The following is a 24,241-nucleotide window of genomic DNA, read 5'->3' as shown; positions in this document are numbered from 1 at the left end:
CAAGCAGCAGCAACACGGTCTGCTTCTGCTTGCAACTTGCAACTTGCAACTTGCTGCTCGCTGCTCGCTGCTCGCTGCTAGCAGCTCCAACCCTGCCGCTTAGTAGCGGTAAGCGTGCGGCTTGAACGGGCCTTCGACGGTAACGCCGATGTAGTCGGCTTGCTGTTTGGTCAGCTGGGTGACCACGCCGCCGAAGCCGCGGACCATTTCCAGGGCCACTTCTTCGTCGAGCTTTTTCGGCAGCACTTCCACGGTCAGGCGCTCGGCCTTCTTCTCGGGCGACAGGTCGGCGAACTTCTGCTCGAACAGGAAGATCTGGGCCAGGACCTGGTTGGCGAACGAACCGTCCATGATGCGGCTTGGGTGGCCGGTGGCGTTGCCCAGGTTTACCAGGCGGCCTTCGGCCAGCAGGATCAGGTAGTCGTCGTTCTGCGGGTCGAAGCTGCCGGCACCGGTGCGGTGGATCTTGTGCACCTGCGGCTTGACCTCTTCCCAGGCCCAGTTCTTGCGCATGAAGGCCGTGTCGATCTCGTTGTCGAAGTGGCCGATGTTGCACACCACGGCACGCTTCTTCAGGGCCTTGAGCATGTTGGCATCGCAGACATTCACGTTGCCGGTGGTGGTCACGATCAGGTCGATCTTGCCCAGCAGGGCTTTATCGATGCTGGCTTCGCTGCCGTCGTTGATACCGTCGATGAACGGCGATACCACCTCGAAGCCGTCCATGCAGGCCTGCATGGCGCAGATCGGGTCGACTTCGGTGACCTTGACGATCATGCCTTCCTGGCGCAGCGACTGCGCCGAACCCTTGCCCACGTCGCCGTAGCCGATTACCAGCGCCTGCTTGCCCGACAGCAGGTGGTCGGTACCACGCTTGATGGCGTCGTTCAGGCTGTGACGGCAGCCATACTTGTTGTCGTTCTTGCTCTTGGTGACCGAGTCGTTGACGTTGATTGCCGGGACTTTCAGCTCGCCCTTGGCCAGCATGTCCAGCAGGCGGTGCACGCCAGTGGTGGTTTCTTCGGTCACGCCGTGCACGCGGTCCAGTACCTGCGGGTACTTCTTGTGCAGCAGTTCGGTCAGGTCGCCACCGTCGTCGAGGATCATGTTGGCGTCCCATGGCTGGCCATCCTTGAGGATGGTCTGCTCCAGGCACCACTCGTACTCTTCTTCGGTTTCACCTTTCCAGGCGAACACCGGGATACCGGCAGCGGCGATGGAGGCGGCGGCCTGGTCCTGGGTGGAGAAGATGTTGCAGGACGACCAGCGCACTTCGGCACCCAGGGCTACCAGGGTTTCGATCAGCACGGCGGTCTGGATGGTCATGTGGATGCAGCCCAGGATCTTCGCGCCCTTGAGCGGTTGCTCGGCCAGGTACTTGCGACGCAGGCCCATCAGCGCAGGCATTTCCGATTCGGCGATGATGGTTTCGCGACGGCCCCAGGCGGCCAGGGAGATGTCGGCGACTTTGAAATCGGTAAAACCAGCAGGCATGTTTGCAGCGCTCATGAGAGCCTCCATTCGTAGTGTGCGAATGGGCGCCGTTGTGCGTTAAGCGCCCGCGAGAGCGAGCAACGCCCCATCCGAGCCTGACAGGCCTAGCCTGCTGCAGCGCCCCTCGGACAGGTGGCGGGCATGGCACCGCTGTGGGCAACCATGTGAAGCGGCGCAGATTATAGCCGTGCCTGCCGGCTTGCCCAAGGTTTTCTGTCGATTAATCGCGACGATAGTCGATGTGCAATGGAGCGATCGCAGTTGCTCTGCCATCATGGGCGCACGTTAGCCAAGCAGGTCAGGAGTACTGATGAACTTTCACACCCGCAAGTGGGTTAAACCCGAAGACCTCAACCCCAATGGCACCCTGTTCGGTGGCAGCCTGTTGCGCTGGATCGACGAAGAGGCGGCGATCTACGCCATCGTGCAGCTGGGCAACCAGCGCGTGGTGACCAAGTACATGTCGGAAATCAATTTCGTCAGTGCCTCGCGCCAGGGCGACATCATCGAGCTGGGCATCACCGCGACGGAGTTCGGCCGCACCTCGATCACCCTCAAATGCGAGGTACGCAACAAGATCACCCGCAAGAGCATCCTGACCGTGGACAAGATGGTCTTCGTCAACCTGGGTGAAGACGGCTTGCCGGCGGCCCATGGGCGAACCGCGATCAAGTATGTGCAGGACCAGTTCCCGGATTCTGCCGTCGAGTGATCGTACGGGGCCGCAGAGCGGCCCCGGCATTCTCAAGGCTGGGCGCTGACCTTGCGTACCACCCGGCCGATGCTCAAGCCCTGCACCAGGATCGACGACAGCACCACGATGTAGGTAATCGACAGCAGCAGGTCGCGCTCATCGCCCAAGGGCAGCGACAGCGCCAGGGCCACCGAGACCCCGCCACGCAAGCCCCCCCAGGTCAGTACCCGCACCGTGCCTTTGGGCACCGGCCGCCAGCGCCGCAACAGCACGATGGCCGGTGCCACGGTCAGCAACCGCGAAAGCAGCACCGCCAGCGCCAGCACGCCGCCAGCGGCCAGGTGCATCCAGTTGAACGGCAGCAGCAACAGCTCCAGGCCGATCAGGGCGAACAGCAGCGCATTGAGCATGTCATCGATCAGCTCCCAGAAACCGTCCATGTAGCGGCGGGTCATGTCGTTCATGGCCAGGTTGCGCCCCAGGTTGCCGATGATCAGGCCCGCCACCACCATGGCGATCGGCGCCGACACGTGCAGCTCGTAGCACATCGCCGAGCCGCCGATCACCAGTGCCAGGGTCAGCATGACCTCGACCTGGTACTGCTCCACACTCTTGATCATGCGGTAGGTGGCGTAGCCGATCAGGCCGCCGAAGAGCACGCCGCCAATGGCCTCGCGGGCGAACAGCACCGCCGTGTCGCTGATGCTTGGGGTTTCGCCCAGCTGGATGATGCCCAGCAACACGGTGAACACCACCACGGCGGTACCGTCGTTGAACAACGACTCGCCGACGATGGTGGTCTTCAAGGGTTTTGGCGCATTGGCCGTACGCAGCGCGCCGAGCACGGCAATCGGGTCGGTCGGTGAAATCAGTGCACCGAACAGCAGGCAGTAGATCAGCGGAACCTGCCAGCCGAACATGGCAAACACCCAATGCGACAGGTAGCCGATGACCACGGTGGCAATCAGCACGCCCACGGTCGCCAGTAGCCCAATCGGCCAGCGGTAGCTGCGCAGGTCGGTGAGGTTGACGTGCAGGGCGCCGGCAAACAGCAGAAATGCCAGCATCCAGTGCATCAGCAGGTCATTGAAATCGATCTGGTTCATCAGGCCTTCGACGCGCTCTTCCAGGCCAGGGAAGCCGATCAGGCTCAGGCCTTGCAGCATCAGGGAAAACAGCAGCGCCGTGACCATCACGCCGATGGCGGGCGGCAGGCCGATGAAACGGTAGTTCACATAGGTGAGGAGGGTGGTCAGGCAGATAAACGCGGCAACTAATTCAAGCATCCCGAATCCTGTAACAGTGGCTTCCAAGTCGTAACCCGAATGGCTCGGGCAGTTCTTTGATGACCTGGCGAGGGGGTCGGGACACAGCCTTTGACCGAATTCGTTGCGAACGTTCCCATTCTGGGGCCGGCGATTGGCCGCACAATGGCCCGCGAACGCTCTATATTCACAGCCACGAAAGCCATAAGGAAAACAAGACGTGCTGGCAACATCCTTGGTGCTGGTCGCTGCGCTGCTGCACGCGACCTGGAACACCCTGATCAAATTCAGCGGCGAGCGGCTGCTGGTCATTGCCAGCATGGACACCGTGGCCTTGGCCTTCGCCGTGCTGGCGCTGCCGTTCGTGCAACTGCCACCGGCCAGTATCTGGCCGTGGCTGCTGGCTTCGGCGCTGGCCGAGCAGCTGTACCGCTACCTGCTGATCCAGGCCTACCGGGTGGGTGACCTGGGCCTGGTCTACCCTCTGATGCGCGGGTTGTCGCCGCTGGTGGTGCTGGGCTTGACGCTTGCGTTTGCCGGGGAGTCGCTGAGCCAGCAGCAGATCATCGGGATCCTGCTGATTCCGTGCGGCATGGCCTGCCTACTGTGGCAGGGCGGCGGCGGTGACCGGCTGCCCTGGGCGATGCTACCGGTGGTGGCCCTGATCGGCCTGTGCATCGGGTGCTACACCTGGTTCGACGGGCAGGCCGTGCGCCTGTGGGGCAAGCCGTGGGATTACCTGGTGTGGCTGACCCTGCTCAGTGCCTGGCCATTCCCGCTACTGGCCAGTGTGGCGCGGCGTGCGCCCTTCGTAGCGTTCTGGCGCAGCCAGTGGCGCCTGGGGCTGGCGGTAGGGTTCTGTGTGCTGTTCAGCTACGCGCTGGTGCTGTGGGCCATGCACCTGGGCTCTGTGGCCGAGGCCGCGGCATTGCGGGAATTGAGCGTGGTGCTGGTGGTGTTACTGGGTATGCGCTACCTCAAAGAACCTTTTGGCGGCCCAAGACTCCTAGCTTGCGGGCTGGTGCTGGCCGGCATGCTGGTAATGAAGCTCTGACCTGAAGACTGAACAAGGAGTCCTGCCTATGACCGTCGCTTTGTGGTGCATCCTGATCGCGCTGTTCCTGCCGCCGCTGTGTGCCTTGATCGCCAAGGTCAGCAGTGGCCGCTTTGGCATGCGGGACAACCATGACCCGCGTGCCTTCCTCGATACGCTGTCCGGGCTGCCACGCCGCGCGCATGCTGCGCAGCAGAACAGCTACGAGGCATTTCCGGCGTTCGCCGCAGCCGTGCTGGTGGCAGACATTGTCGGCAATGCCGAGCAGGTGACCCAGGATGTGCTGGGGGTGATGTACATCACCAGCCGGCTGCTCTACATCATTTGCTACCTGGCCGACTGGGCTGCCTTGCGCTCGCTGGTATGGCTGGCCGGGCTGGCGATCATCGTGGCGTTCTTCGTGGTTTCCATCTGAAGGTCTGCGTGGGCCCTGTGGCGCGCCTGAAGCCGCCCTCGCAGGGCCCGTGCAACGTCAAGGAACCTTGGGCACCTCTGGCAGCGGCTGGCCCTTGGGCCAGAGCATCCAGATCTGCCCTTGCTGCTTCATGTTCCCCGCCAACTCGCCGGCCTCGGGCCCGGTACCCCAGAACAGGTCGGCACGCACTTCGCCAGCAATGGCGCCGCCCGTGTCCTGGGCGCCAACCGGGCGCACCACCGGCGAGCCGTCGGGGCGCGTGGTGGACAACCACAACAGGCTACCCAGAGGGATCACCTTGCGGTCGATGGCCACGCTGTAGCCTGCGGTCAGCGGTACGTTCAGCGAACCGCGCGGGCCCTCGTTGCTGTCCGGGCGGGTGCTGAAGAACACGTAGCTTGGGTTGCTGGCAAGCAACTCCGCGACGCGCTGGGGGTTCGCCTGGGCCCAGGCATGGATGGCGCCCATGCTCACCTCGTCCTTTTTCAACTGGCCCTGCTCGACCAGCCAGCGACCGATCGGCCGGTAGGGGTGGCCGTTCTGATCGGCATAGCCCAGGCGCAACTGGCGGCCATCTTCCAGCTGGATCCGGCCTGAGCCCTGGATCTGCAGGAACTGCAGGTCCATCGGGTCGCTCAGCCAGGCCAGCACGGGCGCTTTCACGCCGTCACGGTTGATCACCTCGGCGGTGTCGTAAGGCTTGAGCACCCGACCCTCGAGGCGGCCACGCAAGCGCTTGCCCTTGAGTTCGGGGTACGCGCTGGCCAGGTCGACGACGATCATGTCCTCGGGCACGCCGTAAACTGCCACATGGTTGGTTTTCGATGGGCTCAGGCTGCCGGGGTAGACCGGTTCGTAGTAGCCGGTGATCAGGCCGTTGGCGTTGTTCTCGGCCGAGCGCAGGCCGTAGACCTCCAGGTTCTGCTCCAGGAAGGTGCGCACCTGCGCGGCACTGGCCTGGGCGCTACCCGCCGCTTCGCAGGTCGCGGCCCACACCGGGTCGCGCTTGAGTTTTTCGCAACCGCTGCGCCAGGCGTAGAACCCGGCCAGCAAGTCGTCGTCACTGACTGCGGGCAGGTCTTTCCAGGTGGCGGGGGCGTAGGTGGCTACCGCATGCGGCTCGGGCTTGGCGCTCTCGCCGCCATTGCAGCCAGCCAGCAGGGCCAGTACCGGGAATGTCCAGGCCAGGTGGCGCAGGGCAGATTTCATGTGTGCATTCCTGTGGTGGGCGAACATGAAGATTCGCCCCTGTTTTTTATGTGGCTATTGGTGTTTGGCTGCGGGGCAGCGATACTGGCCGCCCCTTTTCGCAGGCCGAAGTGAGCGTCATGTTGAAGCGATTGACCGTTGTAGTGCTGGCAGCAGTGGCCCTGGGTGCAGCCTTGAGTGGTTGCGAGCGGGTTGACCCCAACTCGCCGCTGGGCAAGCGCAAGGTCATCTTCAAGGACATGCTCAAGACCAGCGAAGACCTGGGCGGCATGTTGCGTGGCCGGTTGCCGTTCGACGGGGTGAAGTTTGCCGGCGGTGCACTGCAACTGGACAACCTCTCGCACCAGCCGTGGCAGCACTTCCCGCAGGTACGCGATGGCGGTGACAGCAGTGCCCGTGCCGAAGTGTGGGAGCGCCAGGCGCGCTTCCATGAGCTGGCCCGGCAGCTGGAAGGCGTGACCGGCGAACTGGTCGATGTGACCCGCACGCAGCCGCTGGACCCTGCGCAACTGAAAGCGCCGATGGACAAGGTCGAGGCGGCCTGCAAGGCCTGCCATAGCGAGTTCCGCAATCATTGATGGCTGTGCTGTTTGCACAAACCTGAGGCTTGCACATGCTTCTGTGGGCGCGGCACAAGGCCGCTCCCACAAAGACCGCACTTGCAAGTCAGATACCTCAGCGGTCGAGATCGTCTACTGCTTCCTGCAGCTCTTTGCGCGACTCGGCGAGTTTGTCCTTGCGCTTGTTGATCTTCTCGGCGTCGCCCTTTTTCTCGGCCTTCTTCAGGTCTTTTTCGCGCTGCGCCACTTCATGACGGGCGTCGAGCACCTTTTGCTCGCGTTCCTTGCGCAGGCTGGCGTCGGTGCAGTTGTCGACTCCGCGCAGCGCTGCTTCCAGGCCTGCGACCTGGTCGCTGTTGCCGTGGTCACGGGCAATCTTCAGCTGGTTCTCGATGGCGCTGCGCTTGGCGGCGCAGCCAGTCAGGCCGGCATCCGGCTGGGCGGCCTGGGCGGTGCCTGCGGCCGCCGCAAAGGTCGCGAGCAGGAAAAGGGTGGAAATACGTTTCATGGAAAGCCTCCTGGACGGGGCGGGGCAGCAAAAAATTAGGGTGAAATCCTGCCTTGGTTTTGTCCTTTTAGAAACCCTTGCCGGGTATTTCCGCTTGAATCTCAGGAATTTCCTACAGGCTAATTGGTAAAAAATCATTGCTTAAGGCGCTCAAAGCCTTCGATACCGTGCTCGCCCAGCTGCGTTGCTATGGCTCGAACCTCGGCGGCTGCAAAAAAATCCACCAGTTGTCGTGCGCGCTTTTCGCCAATGCCGGGTAATACCTGCCAAGTGTCAGCCGTGCGGGCCGCCAGTGCTTGCCAGTCGCCGGTAATCTGCATGCCATTGGGCAGGGGAGCGCCCAGCCCCCGCAGCCACTGGTCAAACGACCGGGTGCGGGCATTGTCGAAACTGCTGCGCAACTGGGCTGCCGTTCGCGCACTGATTCCTGCAACCTCGCTCAGGCGTGTGGCATCCAGTTGCAGCCAGTCAGTGAGCGAGGTTGCCAGCCCGGCTGCGACCAGCCGGCGCCAGGTGCCCGGCCCGGTGCGCGGCAGGGCCAGGCCGTGCTTGCCGCTCAGCCACGCCAGGCGGGCAATGAACTGTTCTTCACAGCCCACGCTGGCTTGCCAGCAGCTGTGGGCGTGATACTGGCCGGCTGCCGGTGCCGCTACCGGCACGCGCTCGACAGCGCGGTGTACCACCTGCTCCAGGCGCGGAATGGTCAGCCCGGCCAGGCTCACCGCCACCTGGTCCCCAGGGCGAACGTCCAGGCTGTGCCAGCGCGCCAGCGAACCCATGCTCACTTGCGTGACCCGTCGGTTGTCGAGGGTTACCGGCAGCAGGTGCAGCACGGGCGTGACCCGCCCGGTACGACCGACCCGAAAGCGCACGTCGCGAACCTCGGCCAATGCTTGCATGTACGGGTACTTCCAGGCGGCGAGCCAGTACGGTGCCTTGGCCTGCCACCGTTCAGCGGGTGGCCGGCTACCCTGGCGCAGCACCACCCCATCGCTGGCGAAGGGCAGGGCAGCGTGGTACCAGTGTTCACGCCATTGGGCCGCCTCATCCAGCGTATTGATGGCAACGCTGTAGCGCTGGCTGTCGGCAAAGCCCAGCTGTGCCAGCTGCGCGAGGCGTTCGGCCTGTTGCTCGGGGCCTTGCGGCCAGTCCCAGACGAACAGGCCCACCGCCTCGCCCTGTTCGCTGCTCAGGCGCTTGCGGGCGAGTAACCCGGCCACGGTATCGCGCGCCTTGGCGCCGCCCGCCTGGGCCTGAACATGCGCGTTCAAGCGCAGGTACAGCTCACCCTGCAACTGCAGGTCCATGGCCTGCGGCAGCTGGCGGGTGATGCTACCCAGCTGGGGGATGTGGCGGCTCCAGTCGTGCCCTTGGGCGCCGTTGCCCCGGCTGATCAGCTGCACCAGGCGGCCCTCTCGGTAAATGAGCGACACCGCCACGCCATCGACCTTGGGCTGGACCCAGACATCGGCCTTGCCGGCCAGCCAGCGCTGCACGGCGTGGCGGTCGGGCAGCTTGTCGATGCCCGTGTGGGGGATGGGGTGGGGTACCGGGCCGCCCGCGTTGGCCAGGGGCGCAGGGCCACCGGCCAGGCCGAAGCACTGCTGCAACTGCGCGAGGCGTTGGCGGCTCTGGTCATAAAGCTCATCAGGTACCAAGGCAATGCCTTGGCGATGGTAGTGGTCGTCCCAGCTGCCAAGGGTTTTCCGCAATTGGGCAACCTCGCTGGCGACTTGCTGGGGGTTCCAGCCGGGGCATGAGCTGGCGTGCGCCAGTGGCGCGGCGAGCACCCCGAGCAGGGTGATGAACAGCATGAGCGGCATGGCCTGCATCCTTGCATGGCGGGTTGGCCCCTCAGCGTAGGCAAGCTGGCAGGCATTGCCGGTAAGCGATTGTGAGTCGATATGTCATGAAAAAGCCCCTGCCGATCGCTCGGCAGGGGCTTTCGTCCAGCGCTGCAGGAAAACTTACAGGCCAGCAGCGTCACGCAGCGACTGGGCGCGGTCGGTACGCTCCCAGGTGAAGGTGGTGAAGGTGTCGTCGCCGACAGTCTTCTGCTGCGGGGTACGGCCGAAGTGGCCGTAGGCAGCGGTTTCCTGGTACATCGGGTGCAGCAGGTCGAGCATGGTGGTGATCGCGTACGGGCGCAGGTCGAAGCACTCGCGCACCAGCTGGATGATCTTCTCGTCGGAGACCTTGCCGGTACCGAAGGTGTTGATCGAGATGGAGGTCGGCTGGGCCACGCCAATGGCGTACGACACCTGGATCTCGCAACGCTCGGCCAGGCCGGCGGCGACGATGTTCTTGGCCACGTAGCGGCCGGCGTAGGCGGCGGAGCGGTCGACCTTGGACGGGTCCTTGCCGGAGAACGCACCACCACCGTGACGCGCCATGCCGCCGTAGGAGTCGACGATGATCTTGCGGCCGGTCAGGCCGCAGTCGCCCACCGGGCCACCGATGATGAAGTTGCCGGTCGGGTTGATGTGGTACTGGGTACCTTTGTGCAGCAGTTCGGCAGGCAGGGTGTGCTTGACGATCAGCTCCATCACCGCTTCTTGCAGGTCTTTCTGCGAAACCTCAGGGTTGTGCTGGGTCGACAGTACCACTGCGTCGATGCCTGCGACCTTGCCGTTTTCATAGCGGCAGGTGACCTGCGACTTGGCATCCGGGCGCAGCCATGGCAGCAGGCCGGACTTGCGTGCTTCGGCCTGGCGCTCGACCAGGCGGTGCGAGAAGCAGATAGGCGCCGGCATCAGCACTTCGGTTTCGTTGCTGGCATAACCGAACATCAGGCCCTGGTCGCCGGCGCCCTGGTCTTCCGGCTTGGAGCGGTCGACGCCCTGGGCGATGTCTACCGACTGCTTGCCGATGATGTTCATCACGGCGCAGGTGGCGCCGTCGAAGCCGACGTCGGAGCTGTTGTAGCCGATATCGATGATGACTTTGCGCACCAGGTCTTCCAGGTCGACCCAGGCCGAGGTGGTGACCTCGCCGGCGATGATGGCGACACCGGTCTTGACCAGTGTTTCACACGCTACGCGGGCGTATTTGTCCTGGGCGATGATGGCATCGAGGACTGCGTCCGAAATCTGGTCGGCGATCTTGTCCGGATGCCCTTCGGACACGGACTCGGAGGTGAAAAGGGAGTATTCGCTCATCTCGAAGGTTCCTGAAATTTACCGATGGTGTATGTCGCCAGCCGTGCGCTGGAAGTGCCGGACCTGGATCTGGAAACCGTTGCGCAAGCCCACGTACAGGCTGTCCGCATGGGCCAGCCCGGCCGCGTTGGCCCAGCGGGCCAGGTCGTCCTGTTCAAAGCCAAGCCACAGGTCGCCGCAGGCTTCGCGGGCCCACCCCTGGTCATGGCTGCACAACTCGGTGACCAGCAGGCTGCCGCCTGCCTTCACCCGTTTGGCCAGCTGGCGCAAGGCCAGGGCCGGGTCGCTGAAATGGTGCAGTACCATGTTCAGCACAACGCAGTCGGCGGCCACATCCGTGGCACCCAGTGCATCGGCCAACTGCAGGGTCACATTGTCGAGCCCCTCGCGCTGGCACACCTGGCGCGCCAGTTCGAGCATGGTCGCGCTGTTGTCCAGTGCAGTGACGTGGGCAAAGCGCCGGGCCAGGTCGGGTAGAAAACCACCGTCGCCGGGGCCGACTTCCAGGGCACTGGCCGCCGGGTCGAAATGCAGCTTGTCGAGCAGCGCCAGCAGGCTCTCGCGGTACTGCGGCAGGCCGGCGATCAGGTCTTGCTGGGCGCGGAACTTTTCTTCCACGCGCAGGAAGAAGTCCTGGCTGGTGACCGCGCGGCGTTGCTGGACCTGCGCGATGCGCGCCTGCACATCGGCCGGCAGGGCCAGGGCATCCACCTCTTCCAGCAGCGCCGCGTGCAGCCGGCCACCCAGGCGCAGGCTGTCGGGCAGGGCGCGGCGGTAGAAGATGGCATTGCCTTCACGGCGGGTAGCGACCAGCTCTGCCTGGGCCAGCACCTTGAGGTGGTGGCTCATGCCCGACTGCCCGATGCCGAAGATCTGGGCCAGCTCCAGTACACCGAACGAGTCGTTGGCCAGGGCCCGCAGCACGTTCAGGCGCAAGGCGTCGCCACTGGCCTTGCACAGGGCGGCCAATGTTTCGCATTGCTCGGGGATCGATTGCACACGGAGGTTCATGGGCGGGCAGTCTAGTCAGGCATTGGTGCCCTAGCAAGGCCAATATCAAAAAGTTTTGATATTGGCGATGAGTTGCAGCCTTGAAACTGCACGCTACAGGCTCCAGAGCAGTCCGGCTCGGCCCCTGCTTCTTTCTGGAAGCTTAAAGCTGGCCGCTTGGCGCTTAAATGTTTGCCCCAAGCCCCCCAGTGGGCGAAAATGGTCGTCTTTTTCGTGACACCACCTCTACAAGCCCCCAGGAGACCAGCGATGCCCAGCCGTCGTGAACGTGCCAACGCCATTCGCGCCCTCAGCATGGATGCCGTGCAAAAGGCTAATAGCGGCCACCCAGGTGCCCCCATGGGCATGGCGGATATCGCCGAAGTACTGTGGCGTGACTACCTGAAACACAACCCGAGCAACCCGCACTTCGCCGACCGCGACCGCTTCGTGCTGTCCAACGGCCACGGCTCGATGCTGATCTACTCGCTGCTGCACCTGACCGGCTACGACCTGTCGATCGACGACCTCAAGGCCTTCCGTCAGTTGCACAGCCGCACCCCGGGCCACCCGGAATACGGCTACACCCCGGGCGTGGAGACCACCACCGGCCCGCTCGGCCAGGGTATCGCCAACGCCGTGGGCTTCGCCCTGGCAGAAAAAGTGCTGGCTGCCCAGTTCAACCGTGACGGCCACACCATCGTCGACCACAACACTTATGTGTTCCTGGGCGACGGCTGCATGATGGAAGGCATCTCCCACGAAGTCGCCTCGCTGGCCGGCACCCTGGGCCTGAACAAGCTGGTCGCCTTCTACGACGACAACGGCATCTCCATCGACGGCGAAGTGCACGGCTGGTTCACCGACAACACTCCGGCGCGCTTCGAAGCCTACAACTGGCAGGTGATCCGCAACGTCGACGGCCATGACGCCGACGAGATCAAGACCGCCATCGAGACCGCCCGCAAGAGCGATCGCCCGACCCTGATCTGCTGCAAGACCACCATCGGTTTCGGTTCGCCGAACAAGCAGGGCAAGGAAGACTGCCACGGCGCACCGCTGGGCAACGACGAAATCGCCCTGACCCGCCAGGCCCTGAACTGGAACTACGGCCCGTTCGAAATCCCGGCCGACATCTATGCCGAGTGGGATGCCAAGGCTGCCGGTGCCCAGGTCGAAGCCGAGTGGAACCAGCGCTTCGACGCCTACGCCAAGGCTTACCCGGAGCTGGCTGCCGAGTTCAAGCGCCGTACCCGCGGCGAACTGCCGGCCGACTTCAGTGCCAAGGCCCAGGCCTACATCGAAGAAGTGGCTGCCAAGGGTGAAACCATCGCCAGCCGCAAGGCCAGCCAGAACGCCCTGAACGCCTTCGGCCCGCTGCTGCCCGAGTTCCTCGGCGGTTCGGCCGACCTGGCCGGCTCCAACCTGACCCTGTGGAAGGGCTGCAAGGGCGTCGAGGCCAATGACGCCAGCGGCAACTACGTGTTCTATGGCGTACGCGAGTTCGGCATGACCGCCATCATGAACGGTGTTGCCCTGCACGGCGGCCTGGTGCCTTACGGCGCGACCTTCCTGATGTTCATGGAATACGCCCGCAACGCCGTGCGCATGTCGGCGCTGATGAAGCAGCGCGTGATCCATGTGTATACCCACGACTCCATCGGCCTGGGCGAAGACGGCCCTACCCACCAGCCGATCGAGCAGCTGACCAGCCTGCGCAGCACGCCGAACCTGGACACCTGGCGCCCGGCTGACGCCGTTGAATCCGCTGTGTCCTGGAAAAACGCCCTGGAGCGCAAGGACGGCCCTTCGGCGCTGATCTTCTCGCGCCAGAACCTGCAGCACCAGGCGCGCAGCGCGCAGCAGATCGCCGACATCAGCCGTGGTGGCTATGTGCTCAAGGACTGTGCAGGCGAGCCTGAACTGATCCTGATCGCCACCGGTTCGGAAGTGGGCCTGGCGGTTCAGGCCTTCGACAAGCTGACCGAGCAGGGCCGCAAGGTGCGCGTGGTTTCCATGCCGTGCACCAGCGTGTTCGATGCCCAGGATGCTGCCTACAAGCAATCCGTGCTGCCGCTGGAAGTGGGCGCGCGCATCGCCATCGAAGCCGCCCACGCCGACTTCTGGTACAAGTACGTCGGCCTGGAAGGCCGCGTGATCGGCATGACCACCTACGGTGAGTCGGCGCCGGCTTCGGCCCTGTTCGAGGAGTTCGGTTTCACCCTGGAGAACATCCTCGGTACTGCCGAAGAGCTGCTGGAAGACTGATGTAACCCAGGAGGGCAGTGACGCCCTTCAGGTCGTGCAAGGGGAGGGCTTTGCCCTCCATCGCGACACAAGGCCGCTCTTACAGGGTACTGCGCATGCCGCACCCTGTAGGAGCGGCCTTGCGTCGCGATGGGCCGCCACCCGGCCCCAACCGCCATCATGCGTTAGCGAGCCAACGAATGCCCCACCTGCGTCCCTACAAAGTTGCACTCAACGGTTATGGCCGTATCGGCCGCTGTGTCCTGCGCGCGCTGTTCGAGCGGGGGGCGAAGGCCGGTTTCGAGATCGTTGCGCTGAATGACCTGGCCGACCAGGCCAGCCTGGAGTACCTGACTCGCTTCGACTCCACCCATGGCCGCTTCCCTGGCCAGGTGAAGGTCGACGGCGACTGCCTGCACATCAATGGCGACTGCGTGAAAGTCATGCGCAGCGCCACCCCCGAAGGCATCGATTGGGCTGCCCTGGGTATCGACCTGGTGCTGGAGTGCTCCGGTGCCTACAACACCCGCGCCGACGGCCAGCGCTTCCTCGATGCCGGTGCCCCGCGCGTGCTGTTTTCCCAGCCCATGGCCAGCGAGGCCGATGTCGATGCCACCGTGGTCTATGGCATCAACCAGGCTTGCCTGACCGGCCAGGAGCGGCTGGTTTCCAATGCCTCCTGCACCACCAACTGCGGCGTGCCCCTGTTGCGTGTGCTGGACCAGGCGTTCGGCATCGAGTACGTGCAGATCACCACCATCCACTCGGCGATGAACGACCAGCCGGTGATCGACGCCTATCACCACGAAGACTTGCGCCGCACCCGTTCGGCCTTCCAGTCGGTGATACCGGTGTCCACTGGTCTGGCGCGCGGTATCGAGCGCCTGCTTCCGGAACTTGCCGGGCGAATCCAGGCCAAAGCGGTACGCGTGCCGACCGTCAACGTGTCTTGCCTGGACATCACCCTGCAGACCGCCCGCGACACCAGTGCCGCCGAGGTCAACCGGGTGCTGCGCGAGGCCGCGCTGGACGGCCCGCTGAAAGGCTTGCTGGCCTACACCGAGCTGCCGCATGCCAGCTGTGATTTCAACCATGACCCGCATTCGGCGATCGTCGATGCCAGCCAGACGCGTGTTGCCGGGCCCCGCCTGGTCAACCTGCTGGCCTGGTTCGATAACGAATGGGGGTTCGCCAACCGTATGCTCGACGTTGCCGAACACTATCTGCACGTCGTTCACCCAACCCGCAATAAACAGCCCTGAAGGACTGCATTCATGACCGTGTTGAAGATGACCGACCTCGACCTGCAAGGTAAGCGCGTACTGATCCGCGAAGACCTCAACGTGCCTGTGAAGGACGGTGTGGTAACCAGCGACGCGCGCATCCTGGCAGCGCTGCCGACCATCAAGCTGGCCCTGGAGAAGGGCGCGGCGGTAATGGTCTGCTCGCACCTGGGCCGCCCGACCGAAGGCGAGTTCTCTGCCGAAAACAGCCTCAAGCCGGTTGCCGAGTACCTGAGCAAGGCCCTGGGCCGCGAGGTGCCGCTGGTTGCCGACTACCTGGGCGGCGTCGCGGTGCAGGCCGGTGAGCTGGTGCTGTTCGAGAACGTGCGCTTCAACAAGGGCGAGAAGAAGAACGCCGACGAGCTGGCCCAGCAGTACGCTGCGCTGTGCGACGTGTTTGTCATGGACGCGTTCGGCACCGCGCACCGCGCCGAGGGCTCGACCCACGGTGTGGCCAAGTTCGCCAAGGTTGCAGCTGCAGGCCCCCTGCTGGCTGCCGAGCTGGATGCCCTGGGCAAAGCCCTGAAGGCGCCGGCCAAGCCGATGGCGGCCATCGTCGCCGGCTCCAAGGTTTCCACCAAGCTGGACGTGCTGAACAGCCTGAGCGCGGTCTGCGACCAGCTGATCGTCGGTGGTGGCATTGCCAATACCTTCCTGGCCGCTGCCGGGCACCCTGTCGGCAAGTCGCTGTACGAGCCGGACCTGGTCGACACGGCCAAGGCCATCGCTGCCAAGGTCAATGTGCCGCTGCCGGTTGACGTGGTGGTCGCCAAGGCGTTCGCCGAAGATGCCGAAGCCACCGTCAAGGCCATCGCCGATGTTGCTGCCGACGACATGATCCTGGACATCGGCCCGCAAACCGCAGCCCAGTTCGCCGAGTTGCTGAAGTCGTCGAAGACCATCCTGTGGAACGGCCCGGTCGGCGTGTTCGAGTTCGACCAGTTCGGCAAGGGTACCCAGGTGCTGGCCAAGGCCATCGCCGACAGCGACGCGTTCTCCATCGCCGGTGGCGGTGACACCCTGGCGGCCATCGACAAATATGGCGTTAGCAAGGAAATCTCCTACATTTCTACCGGTGGCGGCGCGTTCCTCGAGTTTGTCGAGGGCAAGGTCCTGCCAGCCGTGGCAATCTTGGAAGAGCGGGCCAAGGCCTGATGACTTCGGCGCCTGGCAAAGGGAGTGGCCTGATGGTCAAGCAATTGCCTGTGATGCTGCTGGCGGGTCTGCTGAGCGCGTGCTCCGGCAGCCCGGCTTCGCCTGATGACCCGGCGCAGCCGCCCAAGGGCGGCTGCTACCAGTCCGAGTGGCAGGCCGAGACCGTGCCGGTAATCAGCAAGCGGGTGGGCCCGGAAGGCCTGGAAAAGTACGACGAAGACCACCAGCGCAAGGCGCCGGGTTGCCCTTGATCGGGTAGCAGGCAACCTGAAGGCTGATTTGTGGTCTTGGAAAGGGGCCGCTGTGCGGCCCTTCGCGGGCTTGCCCGCTCCCACAGGTACCGCGCTTGACCTGTGGGAGCGGGCAAGCCCGCGAAGGGCTGCAAAGCAGCCCCAAATCGAGGAAACTGAATGAAAGCGCTTTTGGCCGTGACGGTCCTGGCGACACTGGCAGGCTGCTCACTGCTGCAGCCGGCGCAACCCGCCCCGGCAGACAACTGGACCCGCTGGGTCTGCGACACCCAGGCCGAGGTGCTGTGGCGCTTCGCCGATGCCCAGCGTGACCAGGTCGATGTGCGCCTGGGCGGTGGTGACCAGGTTTACCGGCTCAAGGCCGAACCAGGTGCTTCGGGCGTGCTGTACAGCGATGGCATGCTGGCCTTCCACACCAAGGGCGAAGAAGGCCTGGTGTACTGGGTGGCAACCAACGATCTGATTGGGCGGGGCTGCAAGGCACCGTGACTGGCCGGGCCGCAATGGCGGCCCACACTACTTGAACAGCAACCGCCCCTGCGGCAGGCTTGCACGAAACATACGACGCTTGTCGGGAGAGAGATACACAATGGCACTCATTAGCATGCGCCAGATGCTGGACCACGCCGCCGAGTTCGGTTACGGCGTACCAGCTTTCAACGTCAACAACCTCGAGCAGATGCGCGCCATCATGGAAGCGGCCGACAAGACCGACTCCCCGGTGATCGTGCAGGCCTCGGCCGGTGCCCGCAAATACGCCGGCGCCCCGTTCCTGCGCCACCTGATCCTGGCTGCCATCGAAGAATTCCCGCACATTCCGGTGTGCATGCACCAGGACCATGGCACCAGCCCTGATGTCTGCCAGCGCTCGATCCAGCTGGGCTTCAGCTCGGTCATGATGGACGGCTCGCTGGGCGAAGACGGCAAGACCCCGACCGACTACGAATACAACGTGCGTGTCACCCAGCAGACCGTGGCCATGGCGCACGCCTGTGGCGTTTCGGTAGAAGGCGAGCTGGGCTGCCTGGGTTCGCTGGAAACCGGCATGGCCGGTGAAGAAGACGGTATCGGTGCCGAAGGTGTGCTGGACCACAGCCAGATGCTGACCGACCCGGAAGAAGCCGCTGATTTCGTCAAGAAGACCCAGGTCGATGCATTGGCCATCGCCATTGGTACCAGCCACGGTGCCTACAAGTTCACCAAGCCGCCAACCGGTGACATCCTGGCCATCGAGCGTATCAAGGAAATCCACAAGCGCATCCCCAATACCCACCTGGTGATGCACGGCTCCTCGTCGGTACCGCAGGAGTGGTTGGCGATCATCAACCAGTACGGTGGCGAGATCAAGGAAACCTACGGCGTACCGGTTGAAGAAATCGTTGAAGGCATCAAGTACGGCGTGCGCAAGGTCAACATCGACACCGACCTGCGCCTGGCTTCCACCGGTGCCATGCGCCGCCACATGGCCATGCACCCGAGCGAGTTCGACCCTCGCAAGTTCTTCGCTGAAACCGTGAAGGCCATGCGTGATGTGTGCATCGCCCGTTACGAAGCGTTTGGCACTGCCGGCAATGCCTCGAAGATCAAGCCGATCTCCCTGGAAGGCATGTTCCAGCGTTATGCCAAAGGCGAGCTGGCGGCCAAGGTCAACTGATCGAACCGTTGAGCGTTATAGAAAAACCCGCAGAAATGCGGGTTTTTTTTGCTTGGCATTCAGGCCTTGGGAGCGGTTTGGCGGCCCCCGGCATCAGGCTCACAGTCATATTGCACAGCTACCGTTAGTCGACTAATTTCTTCGTCCATGGCTTATTGCCATGCCTTGCATTGCGTCTTTCGTAGCCACGGCTAGAGTTAAGCTCGGAGCCAATAGCAAGTCGTAGTTGGACATACAAGAGAAGCAGCATGGATGGCGCTTACCCTCAGCCACTGGATGGCAGTTCGGTTCTTCTGGTGGTAGACGATTACCCCGAAAACCTCATCAGCATGCGGGCTTTGCTGGCCCGGCAAGATTGGCAGGTGTTAACAGCCGGTTCGGGGATGGAAGCCCTCAGCACCTTGCTGGAGCATGATGTCGACCTGGTCCTGCTGGACGTGCAAATGCCGGAGATGGACGGCTTTGAAGTTGCCCGGCTGATGCGCGGCAGCCAACGTACGCGGCTGACACCGATCATTTTCCTGACCGCGAACGAACAGTCCGAAGCGGCCGTGCTCAAAGGCTACGCCAGCGGCGCCGTGGACTACATGTTCAAACCGTTCGACCCCAAGGTTCTCAAGCCCAAGGTCCAGGCCTTGCTCGACCAGCAGCGCAACCGGCGCATGTTGCAGCGCCTGACCCGGGAGCTGGAAGCCGCCAGGGCGTTCAATGGGTCGATTCTGGAGAACGCCGCCGAAGGCATTCTGGTGGTGGACGCACAGGGCGTGATCAGCTTTGCCAACCCGGCCATTTCCCGCTTGCTGGCGGCCCCCGTGCAGCACATTCAGGGTGCCCAATTGCTCGACCTGGTGCAGCTTCCCGCTGCCTGCCCATGGCTTGAATCGGAGTTCTACCGCGCTTACCTGGGGCAAGAAATCTACCGCGTGCACGACGCGCAACTGCGCACGCTGGCCGGCGAGCTTTTTCCGGTGGCATTGTCGTGCGCGCCGTTGCCAGCCGACCAGCAGGCCATGGTGGTGACCGTGCTGGACATGTCGGCAGTGCGCAACCTGCACCAGCAACTGGAGTACCAGGCCGTTACCGACCCGCTGACCGGCCTGCTGAACCGCCGCGGCTTCTACCAGGCGGCCGAAGGCGCTCTGTTGCGCAACGAGCGCTCGGACAAGGCCCAGGCGCTGATGTACATGGACCTGGACGGTTTCAAGCGCATCAACGACACCCTTGGCCATGACGCCGGTGACCGGGTGCTGCGCTGGGTCGCCGAGCAACTCAAGGACTGCCTGGGCAGCGAGGCCTTGCTGGCGCGCATGGGTGGCGATGAATTCACCGCGCTGTTCGACAGCCTGCCTTACCCGGAGCAGGCTGGGCGTTATGCCGAGCAACTGCTGGAGCGGGTGTCCATCCGCCATGAAGTGGACGGCCTGGATGTGTGCCTTGGGGTGAGCATCGGCATTGCCACCTATCCGGAATGCGGTGCCAATGTCGAAGGCCTGCTGCGCGCAGCCGATGCGGCGATGTATGCCGCCAAGCAGGCCGGGCGCCAGCAGTACCGCTTTTACGACCAGGAACTCAACGGGCGGGCGCGTTCGCGGCTGATGCTTGAAGACAGCGTGCGCACGGCCATCGAGCAACAGGACTTCACCCTGGTGTACCAGCCGCAAGTCAGCTTCATCGATGGCCGCCTGCGGGGTTTCGAGGCCTTGTTGCGCTGGCAGCACCCGAGCGTCGGCGATGTGCCGCCAGGCCTGTTCATTCCTCTGCTCGAGGAAGCCCGGCTGATCAACCGGCTGGCCAGCTGGATCTACCGCCAGGGCGCGGCCCAACGCCATGCCTGGTACCAGCACTTTCCCGCAGACCTGGTGCTGGGCATCAGCCTGAGCCGTGCGCAGTTCGTCATGCCCGGGCTGGTCGAAGAACTGCAGCGGGTGATCCAGTTTTACCAGTTGGACCCGGCGCAACTGGAGGTCGAGGTTGCAGAGACCTCATTGATGTACAACATCGATGCGGCGGTGAAACAAATCCATCGCCTGCGCGAGCTGGGCGTACGGGTGGCGCTGGATGACTTTGGCGCCGGCGACTGTTCACTGCGCATGCTGCGGGACCTGCCGATCGATACCCTGAAGCTGGATCGCCACCTGGTGGCACGCTTGCCTGATACGGCAGTGGATACCGCCTTGGTGCGCAGTGTCATCAGCTTGTGCGCCGACTACGGCATCACGGTCATTGCCGAGGGCGTGGAAACCCCGGCCCAGGCAGCCTGGCTCAAGGCCAATGGTTGCGAGTATGTGCAGGGTTTCCTGGTGGCCCACCCCATGACCGCCTCGGACGCTACCCGCTTCCCGGTGATTTTCTCCTGGCCAGCGCCATGATTGGCTAGAATCGGCATTCGTTACGCCGAATGCACTGCCATGACCGTATTACGTTACCTGCAAGCCTACCCGCCGCACCTGCAAGAGCAGGTGCGCAAGATGATCGACAGCGACCGCCTGGGCGAGTACCTGCAGCGCCGCTACCCCGGGCGCCATGATGTGCAAAGCGACAAGGCGCTGTACGGCTATGCCCAGGAGCTGCGCCAGCAGTACCTGCGCAGTGCGCCGGGCCTGGACAAGGTGTTGTTCGATAGCCGGCTTGACCTGACCCACCGCGCGCTCGGCCTGAACACCGCGGTGTCGCGGGTGCAGGGCGGCAAGCTCAAGGCCAAGAAGGAAATCCGTATCGCCTCGCTGTTCAAGGAGGCCGCACCGCAGTTCTTGCGCATGATCGTGGTGCATGAGCTGGCGCACTTGCGCGAGCGCGACCACAACAAGGCCTTTTACCAGCTCTGCCAGCACATGGAACCCGATTATCACCAACTGGAATTCGACCTGCGCGTCTACCTGACCTACCGGGAACTGCCGGGCAACCTCTGAGGAACATGCAGCATGGACGTGAGCAAGACCAAAAGCAGCTTCTACCGGCGCCTGTACGTAGCCTGGCTGATCGACAGCCGCACCGCGACCAGCGTGCCGGCCCTGGTGGAAGCCACCGGTATGCCGCGGCGCACCGCCCAGGACACCATCGCCGCGCTGGCCGACCTGGACATCGTTTGCGAGTTCGAGCAACAGGAAGGCGCGCGCAACCACGCCGGGCATTACCGTATTCGTGACTGGGGCGCGGTCGACAAACAGTGGATCAGCCAGCATCTGCGGCAGGTCCGCGACGTGCTGGGTTACCCTTGAGGCCAAAAATAGAGGCAAAATGACACTAATGGCCGCTGCCCCCGGCAGTGCGGTTGTGTAACCTCACCCGCAGTGTGTGCCCTCCATGGCAAAAGGACGTAAGCATGCGGCCACTGCTTTGTGCGCTGGGAGTACTGGCAATCCTGCTGGCAACACCTGCCCTGGGTCAGGGCAAGCTGCGCCTGGTGGCGGATAAATGGCCCCCGTTCACCGATGTAGACCTGCCGGGCGGTGGCCTGGCGACCAGCATCGTCACCACGGCGCTGGCCCGTGCCGGCTACGCCAGCAGCTATGAGGAGGCGCCCTGGGCGCGGGCGCTGCAGGGCGTTGCGCAAGGGCGCTACGACGTGTTGATCGATGCCTGGTACAACGAGGCGCGTGCCAGTATCGGGCAGTTCTCCACGCCATACCTGACCAACCGTATCCGCTTGCTGCAGCGAAAAGGCCAGGCGATACGCTACCGGCAACAGTCGGACCTTTACCCCTACACCATCGCTGTCGTGCGTGATTACGCCTATTCCCCTGGGTTCGACGGCGATCCGCGCCTGCACAAGGTGGCGGTGCGCACCTTTTCCTCGGCACTGCGCATGGTCGCAGCAGGGCGAGTAGACCTGGCGGTGGAAGACGAGTACGTTGCCCGCTACAACCTGCAGCGTGAACCGCAGCAGGTGCGTGACGAGGTGGTGCTGGTTGAGCCGCCGCTGGGGGAGAACACCCTGCATATCCTGGTCAGCCTGAAGCACCCGGAGCGTGCGCGGATTGTCGAGCGGTTCGAGCAGGCGATCGCAGCGATGAAGGCCGATGGCAGCTATGCCCGGCTGCTGCGCCAGCATGGCTTTTGAGCTTGGGTGGCGTTACCGGCCTCTTCGTGGGTAAAGGCCGGGTCAGGCCTCAGCCCGGGTTGCCTTCCTTGATCAGGTGCGCGGCCAAGGTCCGCAATGGCCCCAACTGCCGGCAGATCAGCGCCAGCTGTGTCTGCACCAGCCGTTGATGTTCATCCAGCTCATCCGGCATCTGCTCCAGGGCGTTGGCCAGCGCTTCTTCGGCATCGCTGTGAATGGCCACGGGCAGCCGCGCTGCCAGGCCGTTGGCGATTTCGTCCAGGCTGCTGGCCAGGCTTTGCCCGGCACCTTCGATCAACTGTTCCTGGGCCTGGGCCGGCAATGCCGTATCGCGGTGCGCGCCCAGCCCCGAGAGGTAGCTGAGCAGGGTGTGCGACAGCACCAGGAACCGGAAGCCGACATCGGCCTCCTTACGGAAATGCCCCGGCTCCATCAGCATGTTGGCCAGGGTGGTGGACAGCGCCGCGTCGGCGTTGTGGGCATTGCGCCGGGCCAGGCGGTAGGCCAGGTCGTCGCGTTTGCCGTGGGCATACTGCTGCATGATCTGGCGCAAGTACACGCTGGCACAGGCCAGGGTATTGGCCAGCGCCTTGTTCAGGCGCCGCCCCTGCCAGTCAGGCAGGAACAGGAACACCGCAAGGATGGCAATCAGGCTGCCCACCAGGGTATCGAACAGGCGCGGCAGGAACAGGCCGTAGCCGTCGCCGATCTGGTTGAAGCAGAACAGTACCATCAGCGTGATCGCGGCCGTGGCCAGGGTGTAGCGGGTCGTGCGGTTGACGAAGAACACCACCCCGGCAACTACGGCGAACAGCGACTGGATAAGCGGGTTGGGGAACAGGTCGAACAAGGCCCAGCCAACGGTCAGGCCAATGGCCGTGCCGAAAATGCGCTGCACCAGCTTGCGCCGGGTCGCACCGTAGTTGGGCTGGCAGACGAACAGGGTGGTGAGGATGATCCAGTAGCCCTGGGTGGGGTGGATCAGGTGCACCATGCCGTAGCCAATCGACAGTGCCAGGGGCAGGCGCAAGGCATGCCGGAACAGCAGCGACGTGGGTGTCAGCTGGGTACGTAGGCGCGTCCACACGTCTTTGAGCGAGCGTGGCGAGCGGTCGAGCAGGCTGCTGTCACTGGCGTCGGCCAGGCTGTCGGGGTTGCTCGCGGCACTGAGCAGGCGGTCGAGCGTGGCCAGGTTGGCAGCCAGGGCCCGCAGCGAGCGCAACAGGCCGCGCCAGGCCGGGTTGTTTTGCAGGCGCAGGTGCTCCAGCGCAGCGTTGAGGTCTTCGAGGGCCTCGGGATAACCGCTGGCCAGCACGAAAGGCTGGCGCAGGCGGACCGAACGGGCCAGCTCCTGGCAGGACGAGCCCTGTTTGCGCAGCAGGCGCTGGCAGCGGAACATCACGTCACTGTGGAAGAACGTTTCGGTCAGGGCGTTGTAGGGGTAATGCGAGGCACTGACCCGCTCGTGGATGTCCTGGGCCAGGAAATACAGCTTCAGGTAGCGGCTGACCTTGGAGTTTGGCTGGCTGTTGCCGACCCGGTGCAGGATGATTTCCTTGGCCGCGTTCAGGGCTGCCACTACCTTGCCATTCTGCTGGGCCAGGGCCAGGCGTGTGGCTTCGACGTCGAGGGTGCGCACCGGCTCGAACAGGCTGGCCTTGAGTTTCAGGTAGCTGCCCAGCTCGAAGAACAGCTTGGCCAGGCTCTGCTGGACCGGCTGGTTGGAGAACAGCGCCTGCCACAATACCGATAACAGCCCGTACCAGGCCGCGCCCGCCACCAGCAGCATGGGCTCGTGCCAGAAATCCGTGACCTGGCCGCCGCGCTGGTCTACGCCGATCATGGTGTACACCGCGGTGATCAGGGTTGCCGAGGCAATGGCCCCGTAGCGTTCGCCCAGTGCGCCGAGCATGGTGAGGCTGAACGCTGCCAGGGCCAGGGCGATGGCGAAGAACCAAGGGTAGGGGAACAGCAGTTCGACCGCCAGCGCAGCAATGGCGAAACACACCAGGGTGACGGCCAGGGCGCTGAGGCGGCCCTGCCAGCTGTCGTCGGTTTCGGCCAGCGCGCTGGCGATGATGCCGAGGAACAGCGGGATCAGCAGGGCCATCTCGTTCTGGTACCAGCACAGGGCCAGGCTGCCGGTGAGGGCGATGGTGACCCGGATGCTATAGCTGAACTTGTCTTGGCCCCACAGGCGACGCAGTGACTGACGGAACGAGCTCGATGACATGTTGGCCTGCT

22 protein-coding genes and 1 riboswitch are annotated in these 24,241 nt (G+C 63.9%); of the genes, 14 read left to right on the top strand and 8 right to left on the bottom strand.

Features of this window, described 5'->3' with window-relative positions; all coding sequences use genetic code 11:
• Positions 1 to 99: 99 nt before the first annotated feature.
• Entirely contained in the window at positions 100 to 1,509 is a 1,410-nt protein-coding gene (gene ahcY, locus QME24_RS03875) for an adenosylhomocysteinase (RefSeq protein WP_029887594.1), read from the bottom strand.
• Between the two features lie 20 nt (positions 1,510 to 1,529).
• Positions 1,530 to 1,626, bottom strand: a riboswitch (S-adenosyl-L-homocysteine riboswitch).
• A 178-nt stretch (positions 1,627 to 1,804) separates the two neighbouring features.
• Here ahcY and QME24_RS03870 point away from each other — a divergent pair.
• Positions 1,805 to 2,206, top strand: a complete 402-nt coding sequence (locus tag QME24_RS03870; protein WP_009682837.1) for a hotdog domain-containing protein — start codon at positions 1,805 to 1,807, stop codon at positions 2,204 to 2,206.
• Positions 2,207 to 2,238: 32 nt separating this feature from the next.
• Here the strand turns inward: QME24_RS03870 and QME24_RS03865 are convergent, their stop codons facing one another.
• Entirely contained in the window at positions 2,239 to 3,474 is a 1,236-nt protein-coding gene (locus QME24_RS03865) for a sodium:proton antiporter (protein ID WP_029886258.1), read from the bottom strand.
• Between the two features lie 199 nt (positions 3,475 to 3,673).
• Between QME24_RS03865 and QME24_RS03860 the strand changes: the two genes are divergently transcribed.
• Positions 3,674 to 4,507, top strand: a complete 834-nt coding sequence (locus tag QME24_RS03860; RefSeq protein ID WP_009681389.1) for an EamA family transporter — start codon at positions 3,674 to 3,676, stop codon at positions 4,505 to 4,507.
• Positions 4,508 to 4,535: 28 nt separating this feature from the next.
• A complete protein-coding gene (locus tag QME24_RS03855) occupies positions 4,536 to 4,922 on the top strand; it encodes an MAPEG family protein (RefSeq protein ID WP_009681388.1) in 387 nt (128 codons plus the stop codon).
• Positions 4,923 to 4,979: 57 nt separating this feature from the next.
• Here the strand turns inward: QME24_RS03855 and QME24_RS03850 are convergent, their stop codons facing one another.
• Complete coding sequence (locus QME24_RS03850; protein WP_280091502.1) at positions 4,980 to 6,131, bottom strand: MltA domain-containing protein; 1,152 nt, start codon at positions 6,129 to 6,131, stop codon at positions 4,980 to 4,982.
• 119 nt (positions 6,132 to 6,250) lie between these two features.
• On the opposite strand from QME24_RS03850, the gene QME24_RS03845 reads away from it, so the two are divergent.
• Positions 6,251 to 6,709 carry a cytochrome c gene (locus QME24_RS03845; protein WP_029886256.1) on the top strand — a complete coding sequence of 153 codons (459 nt, stop codon included), beginning with the start codon at positions 6,251 to 6,253 and terminating at the stop codon, positions 6,707 to 6,709.
• Between the two features lie 97 nt (positions 6,710 to 6,806).
• Here QME24_RS03845 and QME24_RS03840 read toward each other — a convergent pair whose 3' ends face one another.
• The 4 genes from QME24_RS03840 to QME24_RS03825 all read right to left on the bottom strand — a co-directional run bounded on the left by QME24_RS03840 (position 6,807) and on the right by QME24_RS03825 (position 11,368).
• Positions 6,807 to 7,199 carry a DUF1090 domain-containing protein gene (locus QME24_RS03840; protein ID WP_054904966.1) on the bottom strand — a complete coding sequence of 131 codons (393 nt, stop codon included), beginning with the start codon at positions 7,197 to 7,199 and terminating at the stop codon, positions 6,807 to 6,809.
• A 134-nt stretch (positions 7,200 to 7,333) separates the two neighbouring features.
• Entirely contained in the window at positions 7,334 to 9,022 is a 1,689-nt protein-coding gene (gene ligB / locus QME24_RS03835) for an NAD-dependent DNA ligase LigB (RefSeq protein ID WP_280091503.1), read from the bottom strand.
• 144 nt (positions 9,023 to 9,166) lie between these two features.
• Positions 9,167 to 10,357, bottom strand: a complete 1,191-nt coding sequence (gene metK, locus QME24_RS03830; RefSeq protein ID WP_054904964.1) for a methionine adenosyltransferase — start codon at positions 10,355 to 10,357, stop codon at positions 9,167 to 9,169.
• Positions 10,358 to 10,375: 18 nt separating this feature from the next.
• Positions 10,376 to 11,368 (bottom strand): metalloregulator ArsR/SmtB family transcription factor, encoded by a 993-nt coding sequence (locus QME24_RS03825; protein ID WP_009681380.1) that lies wholly within the window; start codon positions 11,366 to 11,368, stop codon positions 10,376 to 10,378.
• A 249-nt stretch (positions 11,369 to 11,617) separates the two neighbouring features.
• Here QME24_RS03825 and tkt point away from each other — a divergent pair, with 249 nt between their 5' ends.
• From tkt to QME24_RS03775, 10 genes are all read left to right on the top strand, one after another.
• Entirely contained in the window at positions 11,618 to 13,615 is a 1,998-nt protein-coding gene (gene tkt, locus QME24_RS03820; protein ID WP_029886254.1) for a transketolase, read from the top strand.
• Between the two features lie 179 nt (positions 13,616 to 13,794).
• A complete protein-coding gene (gene epd, locus QME24_RS03815; RefSeq protein ID WP_144189438.1) occupies positions 13,795 to 14,856 on the top strand; it encodes an erythrose-4-phosphate dehydrogenase in 1,062 nt (353 codons plus the stop codon).
• A 12-nt stretch (positions 14,857 to 14,868) separates the two neighbouring features.
• A complete protein-coding gene (locus QME24_RS03810; protein ID WP_009681377.1) occupies positions 14,869 to 16,032 on the top strand; it encodes a phosphoglycerate kinase in 1,164 nt (387 codons plus the stop codon).
• Positions 16,032 to 16,283 (top strand): hypothetical protein, encoded by a 252-nt coding sequence (locus QME24_RS03805; protein ID WP_047149951.1) that lies wholly within the window; start codon positions 16,032 to 16,034, stop codon positions 16,281 to 16,283. The genes QME24_RS03810 and QME24_RS03805 overlap by 1 nt, the downstream gene beginning before the upstream one ends.
• A 159-nt stretch (positions 16,284 to 16,442) precedes the next feature.
• Positions 16,443 to 16,772 carry an MliC family protein gene (locus QME24_RS03800; RefSeq protein WP_192441156.1) on the top strand — a complete coding sequence of 110 codons (330 nt, stop codon included), beginning with the start codon at positions 16,443 to 16,445 and terminating at the stop codon, positions 16,770 to 16,772.
• A 100-nt stretch (positions 16,773 to 16,872) separates the two neighbouring features.
• Complete coding sequence (gene fba, locus QME24_RS03795; RefSeq protein WP_009681373.1) at positions 16,873 to 17,937, top strand: class II fructose-bisphosphate aldolase; 1,065 nt, start codon at positions 16,873 to 16,875, stop codon at positions 17,935 to 17,937.
• 248 nt (positions 17,938 to 18,185) lie between these two features.
• Positions 18,186 to 20,306, top strand: a complete 2,121-nt coding sequence (locus QME24_RS03790; RefSeq protein WP_280091504.1) for an EAL domain-containing protein — start codon at positions 18,186 to 18,188, stop codon at positions 20,304 to 20,306.
• Positions 20,307 to 20,345: 39 nt separating this feature from the next.
• Positions 20,346 to 20,846, top strand: a complete 501-nt coding sequence (locus QME24_RS03785; RefSeq protein WP_009681371.1) for a M48 family metallopeptidase — start codon at positions 20,346 to 20,348, stop codon at positions 20,844 to 20,846.
• A gap of 12 nt (positions 20,847 to 20,858) precedes the next feature.
• On the top strand, positions 20,859 to 21,155 hold the full coding sequence (locus QME24_RS03780; RefSeq protein WP_009681370.1) for a winged helix-turn-helix domain-containing protein: 297 nt from the start codon (positions 20,859 to 20,861) through the stop codon (positions 21,153 to 21,155).
• 104 nt (positions 21,156 to 21,259) lie between these two features.
• Entirely contained in the window at positions 21,260 to 21,997 is a 738-nt protein-coding gene (locus QME24_RS03775; protein WP_029886250.1) for a transporter substrate-binding domain-containing protein, read from the top strand.
• Between the two features lie 49 nt (positions 21,998 to 22,046).
• Here QME24_RS03775 and yccS read toward each other — a convergent pair whose 3' ends face one another.
• Positions 22,047 to 24,230: a YccS family putative transporter gene (yccS, locus tag QME24_RS03770; protein WP_280091505.1), complete on the bottom strand. Its 2,184-nt coding sequence runs from the start codon at positions 24,228 to 24,230 to the stop codon at positions 22,047 to 22,049.
• Between the last annotated feature and the right edge of the window lie 11 nt (positions 24,231 to 24,241).

The organism is Pseudomonas sp. PARCl1, assembly GCF_947311875.1.
GTDB lineage: Bacteria > Pseudomonadota > Gammaproteobacteria > Pseudomonadales > Pseudomonadaceae > Aquipseudomonas > Aquipseudomonas juntendi.
This window is presented reverse-complemented; position numbering and strand designations above follow the sequence as displayed.